The organism is Rhodococcus sp. NFXS4 (genome assembly GCF_058139645.1).
Map to the genome: position 1 here is coordinate 2,205,238 of NZ_CP192221.1, position 17,070 is coordinate 2,222,307.

Below are 17,070 nucleotides of genomic sequence, written 5' to 3' on the forward strand. Positions count from 1 at the left end.
GTCTGCGGGGGTGGTCAGCGCTCGACGAGCAGGGCCGGGCGGTCGGGGTGGTCCATCCGCACCTCGACGTCCGCCCGTTCGCCGTGCTCCGCGTGCGCCGTCAGGGCGGGCACCGTCCAGCGCTCGTCCTCCGGGGTGAGGCGCGACGCGGTGCGCTCGGTGAGCGTCAGCGCCACCGTGACGTCGAGATCGAGGTCACGCCCCAGCAGCATGGGGCCCGCGACGACCACCACCTGATTCTGCGCCGCCGTTCGCGGCCGAGCGCGAGCGGAGCGATCGGACCGCTCGTCCCACAGCGCGGGCAACCACTGATCGCGCGTGCGCACCGCCGTGATCACCTCGCGCGTCAGTGCGTCGTAGTCGAACCACAGGGTGCGGTAGGAGAGTTCGTCCTCGTGTCCGTACTCGAGTCGCAGCGACGCGGGCCGGACCCAGTCGTGCAGGGAGACGAGATCGGCGGCGCGGCCGTCCGCGCGGAGCCGGGCGACGACGCGCTGAGCGAAGGCCACCGGATCGGCGGCGTCCGCACCGTCGACGGCCACGACACACCGTCCGTCGACGGCGTCGATGCGGTCCACGACGTGGTCCACCACCGCGTCGGGAGTGGTGGGGGAGAAGCGGGGCACGGCCTCGATCCTGCCCGACGCGCCGCCTCCGCCCCCCGCGAGTACGGCCGAAGTGTCGTTCCGGGGCCCGATTCTGCGACACTTCTGCCGTACTCGCGGGGCAGGTCCCGTCTGTCCCGACCGGAAAGGGTGATCATGGCCGGAATCGAAGAGATCCTCGAGCTCGAGCGCATCGAGAACGACATCTATCGGGGGAGTTCCGTCCCGAGTCAGCTGCAGCGCACGTTCGGCGGCCAGGTCGCCGGGCAGTCGTTGGTGTCCGCGGCGAAGACGGTGGATCCCGCGTTCCGCGTGCACTCGCTGCACGGATACTTCCTGCGCCCCGGAAACCCGAACGAGCCCACCGTCTTCACGGTCGACCGCATCCGCGACGGTCGGTCGTTCGCCACGCGTCGGGTCACGGGCATCCAGGACGGCAAGGCGATCTTCACGATGTCGGCGTCGTTCCACGTGGAGGACGAGGGCATCGAGCACCAGGACCGGATGCCGGCAGTGGTGGGTCCGGAAGACCTCCCCGACGTCGCCGAGGACGAGGCGTTGCGGCAGAAGATGTTCTACAAGGAGTGGAACCGGTGGGACGTGCGGCTCGTCCCGCAGGACCGCATCACCCGGAGCTCCAGTCTTGCTGCGCAGCAACAGGTGTGGATCCGTTACCGCGATCCGCTGCCGGACGACCAGGTCTTCCACGTGTGCGCTCTGGCGTACATGTCGGACATGACGCTGCTGGGTTCGGCGAAGGTCCCACACGAGGACGTCGCCACGCAGACCGCGTCGCTCGATCACGCGTTGTGGTTCCTGCGCCCGTTCCGTGCGGACGAGTGGTTGCTGTACGACCAGACGTCGCCCTCCGCCGGCCTCGGCCGCGCGTTGACCCAGGGACGGATCTACGACCGTCAGGGCCGGATGGTCGCGGCCGTCACGCAGGAGGGTCTGATGCGCTACGACCGCTCGGCGCAGCACACGCCGGGCCTCGAGACGTCACGGTGACAGCTCCGACCATCGGAGTGCTCGCGCTGCAGGGTGACGTGCGAGAGCATCTCGAGGCGCTCACTGCCGCCGGTGCGAGCGCGGTGACGGTGCGCCGTCCCGAGGAACTCGACGCCGTCGACGGTCTGGTGCTGCCCGGCGGCGAGTCGACCACGATGGGGAAGCTGCTGCGGATCTTCGATCTCCTCGATCCGCTCCGCGAGCGCCTCGCCGCCGGTATGCCCGCCTACGGGTCCTGCGCCGGCATGATCCTGCTGGCCTCCGACATCCTGGACACCACCCCGGATGCCGTGCATCTCGACGGCCTCGACATCACGGTGCGGCGCAACGCCTTCGGTCGTCAGGTCGACTCCTTCGAGACCGACCTCGACGTCGCTCGGGTGGGCGGCGAGCCGATGCGTGCCGTGTTCATCCGGGCGCCGTGGGTCGAGCGGGTCGGCGACGGAGTCGAGGTGTTGGCCACCGTCCCGGAGGGTCCCGCGGCGGGCCGCGTCGTCGCCGTGCGGCAGGGCGACGTGCTCGCGACGTCGTTCCATCCCGAGGTCACGGGGGACCGCAGGGTCCACGCCCTGTTCGCCGACATGGTGCGGGAGCGAAGGACCTCGTCCACGCCCGCGTAAGATGGGCACGTTCTCTGCCGGTACGAAAGGGGCTATTGCCGATGAGCGGCCACTCCAAATGGGCGACCACGAAGCACAAGAAGGCTGTCGTCGACGCCCGCCGATCGAAGTCCTTCGCCAAGTTGGTGAAGAACATCGAGGTCGCCGCGCGCACGGGTGGTGGTGACCCCGTCGGTAACCCCACGTTGTACGACGCCATCCAGAAGGCGAAGAAGACCTCGGTCCCCAACGACAACATCGAGCGTGCGCGCAAGCGCGGCGCCGGTGAGGAAGCGGGCGGCGCCGACTGGCAGACCATCATGTACGAGGGCTATGGGCCCAACGGTGTCGCCGTCCTCATCGAGTGCCTCACCGACAACCGCAACCGCGCGGCCGGCGAGGTCCGTGTCGCGATGACTCGCAACGGCGGCAACATGGCCGACCCGGGTTCCGTGTCCTACCTGTTCTCCCGCAAGGGCGTCGTCACGCTGGAGAAGAACGGCCAGTCCGAGGACGACGTCCTCATGGCCGTGCTCGACGCCGGCGCCGAGGAGGTCAACGACAACGGGGACACCTTCGAGGTGGTCTCGGAGCCGACCGACCTCGTCGCCGTGCGCACCGCGCTGCAGGAGGCGGGCATCGACTACGACTCCGCCGAGGCCAGCTTCCAGCCGTCCGTCAGTGTGCCCGTCGACGTCGACGGAGCGCGCAAGGTGTTCAAGCTGATCGACGCGCTCGAGGACAGCGACGACGTGCAGAACGTGTGGTCCAACGTCGATCTGTCCGACGAGGTGCTCGCGCAGCTCGACGAGGACTGACTCCAGCGCGCCGCCCACACTCGTCACCGACTCGCCGCTAAGGTATCGAACAACAGTTCTACGTGTTCGAAGGTCCGGAGCGGCCGAATCCGGTGAGGGAGTGGGCGTTGCGTGTCATGGGAGTCGACCCCGGGCTGACCCGGTGTGGACTGAGCCTGGTCGAGTCCGGCGCAGGCAGAGCGGTCACGGCGCTCGACGTCGACGTGGTGCGGACGCCGGCCGACATGGAGCTGGCGCAGCGACTTCTCCTGATCGCCGAGTCCGCCGAGTACTGGCTGGACACCCACCGGCCCACGGTGGTCGCCGTCGAGCGGGTGTTCTCCCAGAACAACGTGCGCACCGCGATGGGCACCGCGCAGGCCGGGGGAGTGATCGCCCTCGCGGCCGCCCGGCGCGGTATCCCGGTCGCCTTCCACACTCCGTCCGAGGTCAAGGCCGCTGTCACCGGGAACGGCACCGCGGACAAGGCTCAGGTGACGGCCATGGTGACCCGCATTCTCGGCATGCAGCAGGCCCCCCGCCCCGCCGACGCCGCCGATGCTCTCGCCCTGGCGATCTGTCACTGCTGGCGGGCACCCATGATGGCGCGGATGGCCGCCGCCGAGGCGCAGGCGGCCGCGGCGAAGGCCGCGTACGAGAAGAAACTGAAGCAGCAGCGCGCGGCCGTGCGGGCCGCCGCGAGGACGGGAGCGCAACCGCGATGATCAGCTCGGTACGGGGCGAGGTGCTCGAGATCGCCCTCGACCACGCGGTGGTGGAAGCGGCAGGCATCGGCTACCGCGTCAATGCGACGCCGGCGACGTTGGCCGGGCTCTCTCGCGGAACCGAGGCGCGCCTGGTCATCTCGATGATCGTGCGCGAGGACTCCATGACGCTGTACGGCTTCGCGGACGCCACGTCGCGCGATCTCTTCGGTCTGCTCCAGACGGTGTCCGGCGTCGGTCCCCGGCTCGCCATGGCCGTGCTCGCCGTCCTCGAACCCGACGCGCTGCGCACCGCGCTGACCGACGGCAACGTCACGGCCCTGATGCGGGTACCGGGTATCGGCAAGCGCGGCGCCGAGCGTCTCGTGGTCGAACTGCGCGACAAGGTGGACGCGGTGGTGTCCGGTCCGGCCGGTGTCGCCGCACCCGGCCACTCGTCGGGCCCGGTGCGTGATCAGGTGGTCGAGGCGCTGCTCGGCCTCGGGTTCCCGGCCAAGCAGGCCGAGCCCGCCGTCGATGCCGTGCTGGCAGACGACCCCGCCGTCGGAACGGCACAGGCTCTGCGCTCGGCCCTGGTGAGCCTGGGCAGGTCGCGGTGACGGACCCGGACGGCACCGACGACTCACTGGTCACCGCCGAGATGGTGCCGGACGACGGCGATCTCGATGCGAGTCTGCGGCCGAAGTCGCTCGACGACTTCATCGGTCAGCCCCGCGTGCGGGAGCAACTGCAGCTCGTCCTGCAGGGCGCGACGCAACGCGGCGGAACACCGGACCACATCCTGCTGTCCGGTCCGCCCGGACTCGGCAAGACCAGCATGGCGATGATCATCGCGGGGGAGCTGAACTCGGCGCTGCGCCTGACGTCCGGGCCGGCCCTCGAACGAGCGGGAGACCTCGCGGCGATGCTGAGCAACCTCGTCGAGGGTGACGTGCTGTTCATCGACGAGATCCACCGCATCGCGCGGCCGGCCGAGGAGATGCTGTACCTGGCGATGGAGGACTTCCGCGTCGACGTGGTCGTCGGTAAGGGGCCGGGCGCCACCTCGATTCCGCTCGACGTCGCACCCTTCACGCTCGTCGGTGCCACCACCCGGTCCGGCGCCCTCACCGGCCCGTTGCGCGACCGCTTCGGCTTCACCGCGCACATGGACTTCTACGACCCCCGCGAACTGCAGCGCATCCTGACGCGGTCGGCGGGAATCCTCGGAGTGCGCATCGAGGCGGATGCCGCCGCGGAGATCGCGGGACGATCGCGCGGCACACCCCGCATCGCCAACCGCCTGCTGCGCCGGGTGCGGGACTACGCCGAGGTGCGTGCCGACGGCCGCGTGACACTCGAGGTCGCCCGGGCGGCGCTCGAGGTCTACGACGTGGACGAGCTCGGCCTCGATCGCCTCGACCGGGCTGTGCTCGGCGCACTCGTCCGCAGCTTCGGCGGCGGGCCCGTGGGGGTCTCGACGCTCGCGGTCGCGGTCGGGGAGGAACCGGCCACCGTGGAGGAGGTGTGCGAGCCCTACCTCGTCCGCGCGGGCATGATCGCGCGGACGCCGCGCGGTCGGGTGGCCACGGCCGCCGCGTGGGAACGGATGGGTCTCACACCCCCGCCGGATCTCGCGGTCGGCGGCATCTCGGTGCGGACGAACGAGCCGCAACGCACGCTCTTCGACGAGACCTGAGCCGGTGGATCCGGACGATTCCGGCGTTTCAGGCGGTCGACACGCCCGATCGCCCGACCGAACGTGGCACACTGAAGGTTCCGAGTCCCAAGATCTAAGGATTGACGTTTCTGATGGAACTGCTGTTTCCGCTTCTCGTTCTCGCCCTGCTCGTGCCCATGTTTCTCGGCATCCGCCGCCAGAAGCGTGAGGTGGCCAAGACGGTCGAGCTGCAGGAAGCGCTGTCCATCGGTGATCGCGTCCTGACCACGTCCGGTCTGCACGGTCTCGTCGACGGACTCACCGAGACCACCGTCGACCTGGAGATCGCTCCCGGCATCATCACCACCTGGTCGCGTGCCGTCGTGCGCGACGTGCTGCCCGACGAGGACGAGCTGGACGAGTCAGGTGCGGAGAACTCCGGTCCGACCAGCGACTTCGAGGACCACAGCGACGCCGGATCGCGCGTCGACAGCCTGGAGAACGGCCTCGGCGGCGCGGACGACGGCCGATCGCAGGCACGACTCACCAAGGAGTGAGACAAAGCGGATACACCGCCCCCGAGGTCGTCCTCGGGGGCGGTGCGTCGTTGTGGAGAGGGTACGGTCGGTCAGGCTCCGGCCGTCCGTGACGCCCGCCGCCGCCGCGCTCCACCCCCGTCCGACCAGCAGCAGGTCCGTCTCCTCCAGCCGGTCCGTCTCACTCAGGAGAAGCACTCACCGTGGCCCCATCCAGCGGATCCTCGTATCCGGTGCGGTATCTCGCCGTGTTCGGCGTCTTCATCGCCCTCGTGTACGTCCTGGTCTTTTTCACCGGTGACAAGTCCCCGACTCCCAAGCTGGGCATCGACCTGCAGGGTGGAACACGCGTCACGCTCACCGCGCGCACGCCCGACGGCAGCGCCCCGAGCCAGGAGAGCCTGCGTCAGGCGCAGCAGATCATCGAGACCCGCGTCAACGGTCTCGGTGTCTCCGGCTCGGAGGTGGTCGTCGACGGTCAGAACCTGGTCATCACGGTTCCCGGCGACGACAGCTCGCAGGCCCGCACACTCGGTCAGACGGCCCGGCTCTACATCCGCCCGGTGCTGACGTCCCAGGCCCCCACTCCGGCGGGCACTCCCGCTCCCGCGGCGACCGACCCCGCTGCCGACCCCGCGGCTGCCGACCCTGCGGCCACCACGGCTCCGGCGACACCGGCGCCGCAGAACCGGCCCTTCCCGGCGCAGGACCCCACGGACACCCCCGCCCCGTCCGAGACACCCGCGCCGTCCGACACCTCCGCCTCCGAGCCCGGTGCCGCCCCGCCCGCGTCGTCGGCGGACGAGACCGCCGACGCGATCGCCGAGGCGAAGGCGCAGCGGCAGAGCACCGACCCGACAGTGCAGCAGCAGGCCATGGCCACGATCGACTGCTCCGCGCCCGACCCCCTGCAGGGCAACGACGATCCGGCCCTGCCGCTCGTCGCCTGCTCCACGGACGGCACCGCGGTCTACATCCTCGAGCCGTCGATCATCGACGGACAGCAGATCGCCGACGCCAGCTCGCAGTTCGACACCCAGCAGTCCCGCAACGTCGTCTCCCTCAGCTTCACCACCGAGGGTGGCAACACCTGGGCTCAGTTCACGTCGGCGAACATCGGCAAGCAGGCCGCGTTCACCCTCGACTCCAAGGTCGTCAGCGCACCGGTCATCCAGGGCGCGACCCCCGCGGGCAGCGCCACGCAGATCACCGGCAATTTCACCGCCGACAGTGCCCGCGAGCTCGCCAACACGCTGAAGTACGGATCGTTGCCGTTGTCCTTCGCCGCCTCCGAGGCGGAGACAGTGTCGGCGACGCTGGGACTCGCGTCGCTCGAGGCAGGCCTGATCGCCGGCGTCATCGGTCTCGTGTTCGTCCTCATCTACTGCCTCCTCTACTACCGCATGCTCGGCATCCTCACGGCGCTGTCGCTGGTGCTGTCGCTGGTCGCCATCTACGGGATCCTCGTCCTGCTCGGTCGATGGATCTCGTTCACGCTCGATCTCGCCGGCATCGCCGGTCTGATCATCGGTATCGGTATGACCGCCGACTCGTTCGTGGTGTTCTTCGAGCGCATCAAGGACGAGATACGCGAGGGCCGCAGCTTCCGCTCGGCGGTTCCGCGTGGTTGGGCCCGTGCGCGGCGCACCATCCTGTCCGGCAACGCGGTGAGCTTCATCGCGGCGGCGGTGCTGTACGTGCTCGCCGTCGGTCAGGTGCGCGGCTTCGCGTTCACGCTCGGCCTGTCGACCCTGCTGGACATCGTCATCGTGATCCTCGTGACGTGGCCACTGGTCAATCTCGCCTCGCGGTCCGAGTTCTGGTCCAAGCCGTCGATCAACGGTCTCGGTGCGGTCCAGGAGATCGCCCGCGCGCGCAAACGCGCTGCCGCCGCCAAGACCACCCGCGATGCTGCTACCGCGGCAGCCGGCCCGAGCAAGGAGGCCTGACCCGTGGCCGAGACGACCACCACCACCGAGGACACCGTTCCCGACGCACCCGAGGCCGGTCGCGGACTCCTGTCGCGGCTCTACACGGGCACCGGCGCGTTCGACATCATCGGACGCCGTCGCCTCTGGTACGGCGTCACCGCGGCCTTCGTGCTGGTGTCGTTGCTGTCGATCGCGGTCCGCGGCTTCACGCTCGGTATCGATTTCGAGGGCGGCACGCGCGTGCAGTTCCCGGCTCCGCAGGGCGTCGACACCGCGCAGGTCGAGGAGATCTACACCGACACCCTCGGTCAGGACGCCGTCGCCGTCCAGACCGTGGGCACCGGATCCGGCGCCACCGTGCAGATCCGCTCCGAGTCGCTGGACCAGGGGCAGGCGTCCGCGCTGCAGACGGCCCTGTTCGACGCGTTCCAGCCCGCCAACGCGGAGGGTGAGACCACGCGCGATGCGGTCTCTTTCACCGATGTCAGTGAGACCTGGGGTTCCCAGATCACCGACAAGGCGCTGATCGCGCTCGTGGTGTTCCTGGTGATCGTCAGCATCTACATCGCCGTCCGGTACGAGCGGGACATGGCGCTCGCCGGTATCGCGGCCCTGTTCTTCGACATCCTCGTCACGGCGGGTGTCTACTCGCTGGTCGGGTTCGAGGTCACTCCGGCGACCGTCATCGGACTGCTGACCATTCTGGGCTTCTCGCTGTACGACTCCGTGGTGGTGTTCGACAAGGTCGAGGAGAACACCCGCGGCATCCTGCACCTCAACAGGCGCACCTATGCCGAGCAGGCCAACCTCGCGGTGAACCAGACGCTGATGCGCTCGATCAACACCACCGTCATCAGCGTGCTCCCTGTCATCGCCCTCATCGTCATCGCGGTCTGGTTGCTGGGTGTGGGGACGTTGAAGGATCTCGCACTGGTCCAGCTCGTCGGCATCGTCATCGGCGCCTACTCGTCGATCTTCTTCGCGACCCCGCTGGTGGTCACGCTGAAGGAACGATGGGGCCCGGTCGCGGCGCACACGAAGAAGGTGCTCGCGAAGCGCGAGGGCACCACGCGTCCGCGCGCCGAGAGCGCGGTTCCGGCCGGCGCCACGGGCACGGCGACCGCCACGGCAACGGCAACGGCAACGGGTGCTCCGGCCAAGACCGCACGCGCTGCGGCCGCGGCGCCCCGCGCAGGCGCACGCCCGACGGGTAAGCGCGGCAAGCGGAGGAGCTGACATGCGTGCGTCGTCAGGGGTCAGGACAGGCGTCGCCGTCGCGGCGCTCGCCGCGATCACGGCCACGACACTCGTGGCGTGCGGCGACGAGGACACCCGCATCCCGTCCATCGGCTACGCCGTCGACAACACCGTCACCACCTACAACGGCGGAACCGTCGCCGGATCGGTCTCGGCTGCGCCGCAGGCCTTCTCGCGAGTGCTGCCCGGATTCGCGCTCACCGCCCCGAGCGGCGGTGCCGTGAGCGACACCGACATCGGGACGGCCGTGGAGGTACCCGGCGAGCAGCAGGTGGTCACCTACACGCTCGCCGCGCCCGCCGTGTGGTCCGACGGTGTGCAGATGACGTGCGACGACCTCGTGCTGGCGTGGGCCGCACGCAGCGGCCGGACAGCCGCGGACGGAGCGCCGCTCTTCGACGCCGCGTCCACCGCCGGTTACACCGACATCGAACGCATCGACTGCGCTCCCGCGGACAAGGTCGCGACCGTGACGTTCCGCTCGGGACGCGGGTACGTCGAGTGGCAGTCCCTCTTCGGCGCCGGGACGATGATGCCCGCACACGTCGCGGCCCGCATCGCCGGCGTGCCGGACGTGGTGAGCACCCTCGCCGGCGGTGACCAGGACGCACTGCAGCGCATCGCGGACGTCTGGAACACCGGATGGAACCTCACCCCGGCGGAGGGGGAGGACGTCGGAACCGTCGACCCGGCGGTCTTCGTGTCGTCCGGGCCCTTCCGCATCGAGTCGTACTCGGTCGAGAACGGTCTCGCGCTCGTTCCCAACGAACGGTGGTGGGGTGTTCCCGCCGCCACGGATCGTGTCGTCGTGTGGCCCAAGGGCGCCGACATCGCGGCCAAGGCGGCATCGGGCGACATCGAGGTCGTCGACGCCGACGGCGGCACGGCGACTCCCGACGGCTTCACGTCGACGGCTCAGCCGTCCTTCGGCGTCGAGCAGTTGACCATGGCCACGTCCGGTGTCTTCGTCGACCCGGCCGCACGCCGCGCCTTCGCTGCATGCGTTCCCCGCGGCGAGCTGTACGCGCAGCACGGCCACCCCGGATACGAGGCGGAGACCGGCCGCGGGTCCGGCATCGTCGACAGCCGGACCACCCTTCCCGCGACGCTGCCCTACCGCTCGGTGGCGGCCACCGCGGCGGAGCGGTACCGCACCGCGGACGTCGCCGGGGTGACCGCGGGTCTCGCCGAAGCGGGTCTGACCGACCCCGTCGTCCGCGTGGGCTACCTGGGGCCCGACGAGCGCCGCGCGGCCGTCGTCGCCGCCATCGCATCGTCCTGCGCACCTCTCGGCATCGAGATCGTGGACGCGTCGTCGCCGACCTTCTCGCCGCTCGCTCTGCGCGCCGGGGAAGTGGACGCCGTCCTGGCCTCCACCGCCGGACAGGCGGGAGCGTCGGGCACGTCCTCCGCGGATCCCGGTCGCTTCGCCCTGCGCGGCGGACAGGGCGTCAACGTCGGCGGCTACGCCAACGGGCGCCTCGACGAGCTGATCGATCGCCTGGCCGTCGACCAGTCCGACGCCACCGTGCTCTCCGCGGCGGTCGAGGCGGAGAACATCCTGTGGACCGACATGCCCACCCTCCCGCTCTACAACGCGCCGCGCGTCACCGCGGTGGCGTCCGGAATGCGTGGTGTGGAGTCGAACCCGACGGTCGCGGGTGCGGGCTGGAACATGGACAAGTGGATACTCGTCGGATGAGTACACCCGGATCGAGCAGCCCCACCACGAGCGCACCCGGTGGATCGGACGTCGTCGCCCGGTTGACGCGCTGGGCCGACGACTTCCCCACGCCGGGAGTGCGCTTCGCCGACCTCACGCCCGTGTTCGCCGACGCGGAGGGGCTGCGCACCGTGGTGGACTCGCTCGCCGAGGCGGGCCGTGACGCCGACGTCGTGGCCGGTATCGACGCGCGCGGCTTCCTGCTCGGTGCCGGCGTCGCGCTGGCGTTGAACACCGGGGTGATCGCCGTCCGCAAGGCGGGGAAGTTGCCCCCGCCGGTGCACCGGCAGTCGTACGAACTCGAGTACGGCACAGCGGAGCTCGAGATCTCCGCCGAGGGCATCGCGCTCGAGGGGCGCCGCGTACTCGTCGTCGACGACGTGCTCGCGACCGGCGGCACACTCGAGGCCGCCGCCGAACTGTTGACGCGGTGCGGAGCGATCGTGGTGGGTGCCGCCGTCGTTCTCGAGGTGGAAGTTCTGGGCGGCCGCGAGCGTTGGAAGCATGGACCGCTCACGACACTGGGCGTCGTCTGAGCATCCGACCTAGAGAAGATGTGAGGGCGTGCGCTGTGCGCTCCGGTGACGGCGGATAGAGTCGGGTCTCTCGAGCAGCTGAGGAGGTGTCGATCATGACGCGATACATCGGTCGTACCGCCGAGGAGTCCGCAGCAGTGCCGCCTGCCGCGGGGGAGTCCCTGTCGTCCGACGCCGTCCTGCCTGCCGACGCTGCTGCTGACGAGGCCGCGACGGAGCCCGTGCCCTCCAGGGTGGAGCCTGCCGATCCGACAGCGCGCACCGATGCCCTGACACCGGAGCCGGTCGCACCCGCCGCGGAGCCCGTGCCCGATCCGGCACCCTCCTCCGCCACCCCCACTGCGCCGTCGTCCGCGTCCCGGCGCGTTCGTGCGCGGCTGGCCCGCCGCATCACCGCGCAGCGCAACACCGCGGTCAAGCCGGTGCTCGAGCCGTTGGCCGGCACCCACCGGTCGATGTACCCGAAGGCGGATCTCGGTCTGCTGCAACGCGCGTACGACGTGGCCGACGAGCGGCACGCCTCGCAGATGCGCAAGTCGGGTGACCCGTACATCACGCACCCGCTCGCGGTCGCCAACATCCTGGCCGAGCTGGGAATGGACACCACGACGCTCGTCGCGGCGCTGCTGCACGACACCGTCGAGGACACCGGCTACTCGCTGGACCAGCTGCGCACCGAGTTCGGCGACGAGGTCGCCCATCTCGTCGACGGCGTGACGAAGCTCGACAAGGTCGCGCTCGGCACCGCCGCCGAGGGCGAGACCATCCGCAAGATGATCATCGCGATGGCGCGGGATCCGCGGGTGCTGGTCATCAAGGTGGCCGACCGGCTGCACAACATGCGCACGATGCGCTTCCTGCCGCCGGAGAAGCAGGCGCGCAAGGCGAAGGAGACCCTCGAGGTCATCGCACCGCTCGCGCACCGCCTCGGCATGGCGACGGTCAAGTGGGAGCTCGAGGACCTCGCGTTCGCGATCCTGCACCCCAAGAAGTACGACGAGATCGTGCGCCTCGTCGCCGACCGGGCCCCGTCACGCGACACCTATCTCGCCAAGGTGCGCGCCGAGATCAACGCGACCCTGTCGGCCTCCCGCATCAGTGCCGTGGTCGAGGGTCGGCCCAAGCACTACTGGTCGATCTACCAGAAGATGATCGTCAAGGGCCGCGACTTCGACGACATCCACGATCTGGTCGGCGTGCGCATCCTGTGCGACGAGATCCGGGACTGCTACGCCGCCGTCGGCGTGGTCCACTCGCTGTGGCAGCCGATGGCCGGACGGTTCAAGGACTACATCGCGCAGCCGCGCTACGGGGTCTACCAGTCGCTGCACACCACGGTCGTCGGTCCCGAGGGCAAGCCTCTCGAGGTGCAGATCCGCACCCGCGACATGCATCGCACCGCCGAGTTCGGCATCGCCGCGCACTGGCGATACAAGGAGACGAAGGGCCGTCACTCCGGTGACGCCACGGAGCTCGACGACATGGCGTGGATGCGCCAGCTGCTCGACTGGCAGCGGGAGGCCGCGGACCCGGGGGAGTTCCTCGAGTCGCTGCGGTACGACCTCGCGGTCAAGGAGATCTTCGTCTTCACCCCCAAGGGCGACGTGGTGACCCTGCCCGCCGGATCGTGTCCCGTGGACTTCGCCTACGCCGTGCACACCGAGGTGGGGCATCGGTGCATCGGTGCCCGCGTCAACGGGCGCCTCGTCGCACTGGAGCGTCAGCTCGACAACGGCGAGGTGGTCGAGGTCTTCACCTCGAAGGCCCCGACAGCCGGACCGAGCCGCGACTGGGCCACCTTCGTCGCGTCGCCGCGTGCGAAGACCAAGATCCGCCAGTGGTTCGCCAAGGAACGTCGCGAGGAAGCGCTCGAGGCCGGCAAGGACGCCATCGCCAAGGAGGTGCGGCGCGGGGGACTTCCGTTGCAGCGCTTGATGAACGGCGAGTCCATGTCGGCCATCGCGCACGAGCTGCGGTATGTCGACGTCTCGGCTCTCTACACCGCGGTGGGGGAGAACCACGTCTCGGCGCAGCACGTCGTGCAGCGTCTCGTCGCTCACCTCGGCGGTGTCGGCGATGTCGAGGAGGAACTGGCCGAGCGGTCCACCCCGTCCACCATTCCCACCCGTCCGCGCCGCGTCGGCGACGCAGGGGTCATGGTGTCGGGTGCGGACGGCGTCGTCGCCAAGCTGGCGAAGTGCTGCACCCCGGTGCCGGGAGACGACATCATGGGCTTCGTCACCCGCGGTGGCTCGGTGAGCGTGCACCGCACCGATTGCACCAACGCCGGGTCGCTGCAGACGCAGTCGGAGCGGCTGATCGAGGTCGAGTGGGCCCCGTCGCCGTCGTCGGTGTTCCTCGTCGCGATCCAGATCGAGGCACTCGATCGCCACCGTCTGCTCTCCGACGTCACGAAGGCGCTGGCCGACGAGAAGGTCAACATCCTGTCGGCGTCGGTGACCACCTCGGGCGATCGGGTCGCCATCTCGAAGTTCACCTTCGAGATGGGTGATCCCAAGCATCTGGGCCACGTGCTCAACGTGGTGCGCAACGTCGAGGGCGTGTACGACGTGTACCGCCTGACCTCGGCGGCCTAGAGCTCGACACACCCCCGGCGAGTACGTCCGACGTGTCGTGATCCCGTCCGGAATCACGACACTGTCGGCGTACTCGCGGGAGTGTGCGGGGTGAGCCGTCAGGCCAGGTCGAGCCGCACCGTGTTCAGGGTGGTCGCGAGAGCCGGCGCACCGTCCTGCGCGCCACCCTCGACGCCGGCTGCAGCGATCTTGTCGAGCGTCGCGAGGCCGGTCTCGTCGATCGTGCCGAACACCGTGTAGTTCGGGGGCAGCTGCGAATCGCCGAACACGAGGAAGAACTGGCTGCCGTTGGTGTCGGCGCCGGCGTTCGCCATCGCGATGGTTCCGCGGGGGTACAGGACGGGCGACTGCAACGCGGCCGGATCGTCGGCGTACTGATCCGTGGGGAACTCGTTGGCGTACTGGTAGCCCGGGCCGCCCGTTCCGGCGCCGGTCGGGTCACCGCACTGCAGGACCTTCAGGCTGTCGGCCGTGGTCAGACGGTGGCAGGGAGTGGCGTCGTAATAGTTCTGCCCGGCCAGCGAGGCGAAGCTGTTCACGGTGCAGGGCGCCTTCGTGGCGTCGAGAGACAGGCCGATCGGGCCCTGCGAGGTGTCCATGCTGACGCTGACGTTGTCGTCCGTGGTGGGCACGTTCTCGGTCTGCGGAGCGTTCGCAGGCTTCGCGGCAGTGCCGCCCGCAGGGTAGGAGCAGCTCACGGTCTCGGGCAGCGGTTCCGAGCGGCCGGCGGGCAGCATGCCCTCCGGGGTCGCGTTCTCGCTGGTGGGGGAGTCGGAGGCCTCGACGGCGGTGTCGTCGTCGCCGCGTGTCACACCGATGGCGACAGCGACGCCGCCGATGACGACGACCAGTCCGATGACGGCGGCGGCGATGGTCGCCTGCTTGCGTCGTCGCGCCCGAGCGGCACGGTTCTCGAGCTGGCGTTCGAGCTTGCGCTTGGCAGCGTCACGTCGTTGTTCGTTCGTCGGCACGGTTGGCGTTCCTCTTCTCGCTGGAGCGGGTGAGCAGCAGAAGTGTGCCAGGCTTCCCTGAGAGGCACCTGACCCGGTGGACGGCCGAGGTGCCTGCCCCACGTTCCGGGGCGCCCGGCCGCACCGCCTACGCTGGTGGCATTCGTCCGATCGCGGATCGCTGCACCGCAAAGCATGAGGAGTCCTTCACTGTGCGTGTCACCGGATTCCCCGCCGGCATGTTCCAGACGAACTGCTACGTCGTCAGTCGGGACGAGGGGACGGACTGCATCGTCGTCGATCCCGGCCAGGACGCCGCGGCGCCGCTCTACTCGTTCCTCGACGACGCGGGCCTGACGCCCATCGCAGTGCTCCTCACCCACGGCCACCTCGATCACATGTGGGACGCGACGCCGGTGTGCGCGCGCTTCGACATTCCCCTGTACGTGCATCCCGACGACCGCCACATGCTCACCGATCCGGCGTCCGGTATCGGCCCGGTCCTGGCGCCGCTGATCGCGCACTCCACCTTCGAGGAGCCCGCGACGGTGGTGGAACTGGCGCACGGCGACGTTCTCGACGTGGCCGGACTCGGTATCACCGTCGCGCACACGCCCGGTCACACCCGTGGCTCCGTCGTCTTCCGTCTCGACGGGGGCGAGCAGCAGGTGATCTTCTCGGGGGACACGCTCTTCGCGGGATCGATCGGCCGCTCCGATCTGCCCGGCGGCGATCACGAGCAGTTGCTCGCCTCGATCGCCGAGCACCTGCTGTGCCTCGACGACGAGACCGCCGTGTTGCCCGGACACGGCGAGTCCACCAGCATCGGCGCGGAACGCGGCAGCAACCCGTTCCTCGTGGGACTCGGTGGTGTGCGATGACCGGCGACACACAGCGCATCCAGCCGTTCGCCGCCCCCAAGGGCGTCCCGGACTACCTGCCACCCGACTCCGCGACCTTCGTCGCCGTGCGCGACGGTCTCACCGCCGCTGCCCGGGCCGCGGGCTACGGCCACATCGAGCTCCCCATCTTCGAGGACACGGCGCTGTTCGCACGCGGCGTGGGTGAGTCCACCGACGTGGTGAGCAAGGAGATGTACACCTTCGCCGACAAGGGTGACCGCAGTGTCACGCTGCGACCCGAGGGCACCGCCGGCGTGATGCGCGCGGTCATCGAGCACAGTCTCGACCGCGGAGCGCTCCCGGTGAAGGTCAGCTACTCCGGCCCGTTCTTCCGCTACGAGCGCCCCCAGGCCGGTCGGTACCGGCAGCTGCAGCAGGTCGGCGTCGAGGCCATCGGGGTCGACGATCCTGCGCTCGACGCCGAGGTCATCGCCGTGGCCGACAGTGGGTTCCGGAGCGTCGGTCTCACCGGTTTCCGGCTCGAGCTCACCTCGCTCGGTGACGAGACCTGCCGCCCGCAGTACCGGGAGCTGTTGCAGGACTTCCTGTTCGGTCTCGAGCTGGACGAGGACACGCGTCGCCGCGCCGAGATCAATCCGCTCCGCGTCCTGGACGACAAGCGACCGCACGTCCGTGAGATGACGGCCGACGCACCGTTGATGATGGACCACCTGTCGGAGTCGGCTCGCGTCCACTTCGACACCGTCCGCGCCCATCTCGACGCGATGGGCGTGCCGTACGTGGTCAATCCGCGCATGGTGCGCGGTCTCGACTACTACACGAAGACCACCTTCGAGTTCGTCCACGACGGTCTCGGTGCGCAGTCCGGCATCGGCGGCGGTGGACGGTACGACGGCCTCATGGCGCAGCTCGGCGGGCAGCCCCTGTCGGGCATCGGTTTCGGTCTCGGCGTGGACCGCACGGTGCTCGCTCTCGCGGCCGAGGGCGTCGCGCCCGCGTCGACGGCCCGGTGCGAGGTGTACGGCGTGCCCATGGGTCCGGAGGCCAAGCTGCGTCTCGCGGTGATCGCCCGGGAACTTCGGGCCGCCGGCGTCCGCGTGGACCTCTCCTACGGCGACCGCGGAATGAAGGGCGCCATGAAAGGTGCCGACCGTTCCGGTGCCCGCCTCGCGCTGGTGCTCGGTGATCGCGATCTCGAGGCCGGAGAGATCGGCCTGAAGGACCTGGCGACCGGCGAGCAGTCGTCGATCCCGTTGTCCGAGGCCACCGCTCGCGTGTGTGCCACGCTGTCGCCAGTGAGCTGA

16 protein-coding genes are annotated in these 17,070 nt (G+C 69.8%); 14 read left to right on the forward strand and 2 right to left on the reverse strand.

Annotation, left to right across the window (positions count from 1 at the left end; genetic code table 11):
• Window positions 1-14: 14 nt before the first annotated feature.
• Window positions 15-626, reverse strand: coding sequence for a nucleoside/nucleotide kinase family protein (locus J4E04_RS10385; RefSeq protein WP_490150446.1), 612 nt, complete (start codon window positions 624-626; stop codon window positions 15-17).
• A gap of 135 nt (window positions 627-761) precedes the next feature.
• Between J4E04_RS10385 and J4E04_RS10390 the strand changes: the two genes are divergently transcribed.
• From J4E04_RS10390 to J4E04_RS10445, 12 genes are all read left to right on the forward strand, one after another.
• Window positions 762-1,613 carry an acyl-CoA thioesterase gene (locus J4E04_RS10390; protein ID WP_027505223.1) on the forward strand — a complete coding sequence of 284 codons (852 nt, stop codon included), beginning with the start codon at window positions 762-764 and terminating at the stop codon, window positions 1,611-1,613.
• Complete coding sequence (pdxT, locus tag J4E04_RS10395; RefSeq protein WP_027505224.1) at window positions 1,610-2,233, forward strand: pyridoxal 5'-phosphate synthase glutaminase subunit PdxT; 624 nt, start codon at window positions 1,610-1,612, stop codon at window positions 2,231-2,233. The genes J4E04_RS10390 and pdxT overlap by 4 nt, the downstream gene beginning before the upstream one ends.
• A gap of 41 nt (window positions 2,234-2,274) precedes the next feature.
• On the forward strand, window positions 2,275-3,030 hold the full coding sequence (locus J4E04_RS10400) for a YebC/PmpR family DNA-binding transcriptional regulator (protein ID WP_027505225.1): 756 nt from the start codon (window positions 2,275-2,277) through the stop codon (window positions 3,028-3,030).
• Window positions 3,031-3,137: 107 nt separating this feature from the next.
• The gene (gene ruvC / locus J4E04_RS10405; protein ID WP_027505226.1) at window positions 3,138-3,734 is read left to right on the forward strand and encodes a crossover junction endodeoxyribonuclease RuvC; all 597 of its coding nucleotides are present in this window, start codon (window positions 3,138-3,140) and stop codon (window positions 3,732-3,734) included.
• Window positions 3,731-4,333 (forward strand): Holliday junction branch migration protein RuvA, encoded by a 603-nt coding sequence (ruvA, locus tag J4E04_RS10410; protein ID WP_027505227.1) that lies wholly within the window; start codon window positions 3,731-3,733, stop codon window positions 4,331-4,333. Before ruvC ends, ruvA begins: the two co-directional genes overlap by 4 nt.
• A gap of 41 nt (window positions 4,334-4,374) precedes the next feature.
• Window positions 4,375-5,412 (forward strand): Holliday junction branch migration DNA helicase RuvB, encoded by a 1,038-nt coding sequence (gene ruvB, locus J4E04_RS10415; RefSeq protein ID WP_056445240.1) that lies wholly within the window; start codon window positions 4,375-4,377, stop codon window positions 5,410-5,412.
• 113 nt (window positions 5,413-5,525) lie between these two features.
• The gene (gene yajC, locus J4E04_RS10420) at window positions 5,526-5,930 is read left to right on the forward strand and encodes a preprotein translocase subunit YajC (protein WP_222631004.1); all 405 of its coding nucleotides are present in this window, start codon (window positions 5,526-5,528) and stop codon (window positions 5,928-5,930) included.
• A 182-nt stretch (window positions 5,931-6,112) separates the two neighbouring features.
• Window positions 6,113-7,858 carry a protein translocase subunit SecD gene (gene secD, locus J4E04_RS10425; protein ID WP_490150447.1) on the forward strand — a complete coding sequence of 582 codons (1,746 nt, stop codon included), beginning with the start codon at window positions 6,113-6,115 and terminating at the stop codon, window positions 7,856-7,858.
• 3 nt (window positions 7,859-7,861) lie between these two features.
• Window positions 7,862-9,076 (forward strand): protein translocase subunit SecF, encoded by a 1,215-nt coding sequence (gene secF / locus J4E04_RS10430; protein WP_490150448.1) that lies wholly within the window; start codon window positions 7,862-7,864, stop codon window positions 9,074-9,076.
• Window position 9,077: 1 nt separating this feature from the next.
• Window positions 9,078-10,799, forward strand: a complete 1,722-nt coding sequence (locus J4E04_RS10435) for an ABC transporter substrate-binding protein (protein WP_490150449.1) — start codon at window positions 9,078-9,080, stop codon at window positions 10,797-10,799.
• Window positions 10,796-11,356: an adenine phosphoribosyltransferase gene (locus tag J4E04_RS10440; RefSeq protein WP_027505231.1), complete on the forward strand. Its 561-nt coding sequence runs from the start codon at window positions 10,796-10,798 to the stop codon at window positions 11,354-11,356. The genes J4E04_RS10435 and J4E04_RS10440 overlap by 4 nt, the downstream gene beginning before the upstream one ends.
• Window positions 11,357-11,451: 95 nt before the next feature.
• Window positions 11,452-13,953, forward strand: coding sequence for a RelA/SpoT family protein (locus J4E04_RS10445; RefSeq protein ID WP_490150450.1), 2,502 nt, complete (start codon window positions 11,452-11,454; stop codon window positions 13,951-13,953).
• A gap of 98 nt (window positions 13,954-14,051) precedes the next feature.
• On the opposite strand, the gene J4E04_RS10450 is transcribed toward J4E04_RS10445, so the two are convergent.
• Window positions 14,052-14,924 carry a peptidylprolyl isomerase gene (locus J4E04_RS10450; RefSeq protein WP_027505233.1) on the reverse strand — a complete coding sequence of 291 codons (873 nt, stop codon included), beginning with the start codon at window positions 14,922-14,924 and terminating at the stop codon, window positions 14,052-14,054.
• Window positions 14,925-15,115: 191 nt separating this feature from the next.
• On the opposite strand from J4E04_RS10450, the gene J4E04_RS10455 reads away from it, so the two are divergent.
• Window positions 15,116-15,784: an MBL fold metallo-hydrolase gene (locus J4E04_RS10455; protein WP_490150451.1), complete on the forward strand. Its 669-nt coding sequence runs from the start codon at window positions 15,116-15,118 to the stop codon at window positions 15,782-15,784.
• Complete coding sequence (gene hisS / locus J4E04_RS10460) at window positions 15,781-17,070, forward strand: histidine--tRNA ligase (RefSeq protein ID WP_328812961.1); 1,290 nt, start codon at window positions 15,781-15,783, stop codon at window positions 17,068-17,070. The genes J4E04_RS10455 and hisS overlap by 4 nt, the downstream gene beginning before the upstream one ends.

Coding starts and splice junctions, on each gene's coding strand:
- ruvA (WP_027505227.1), top strand. CDS start 3,731: ATGATCAGCTCGGTACGGGGCGAGGTGCTCGAGATCGCCCTCGACCAC.
- J4E04_RS10390 (WP_027505223.1), top strand. CDS start 762: ATGGCCGGAATCGAAGAGATCCTCGAGCTCGAGCGCATCGAGAACGAC.
- J4E04_RS10435 (WP_490150449.1), top strand. CDS start 9,078: ATGCGTGCGTCGTCAGGGGTCAGGACAGGCGTCGCCGTCGCGGCGCTC.
- J4E04_RS10445 (WP_490150450.1), top strand. CDS start 11,452: ATGACGCGATACATCGGTCGTACCGCCGAGGAGTCCGCAGCAGTGCCG.
- J4E04_RS10440 (WP_027505231.1), top strand. CDS start 10,796: ATGAGTACACCCGGATCGAGCAGCCCCACCACGAGCGCACCCGGTGGA.
- J4E04_RS10400 (WP_027505225.1), top strand. CDS start 2,275: ATGAGCGGCCACTCCAAATGGGCGACCACGAAGCACAAGAAGGCTGTC.
- ruvB (WP_056445240.1), top strand. CDS start 4,375: ATGGTGCCGGACGACGGCGATCTCGATGCGAGTCTGCGGCCGAAGTCG.
- yajC (WP_222631004.1), top strand. CDS start 5,526: ATGGAACTGCTGTTTCCGCTTCTCGTTCTCGCCCTGCTCGTGCCCATG.
- hisS (WP_328812961.1), top strand. CDS start 15,781: ATGACCGGCGACACACAGCGCATCCAGCCGTTCGCCGCCCCCAAGGGC.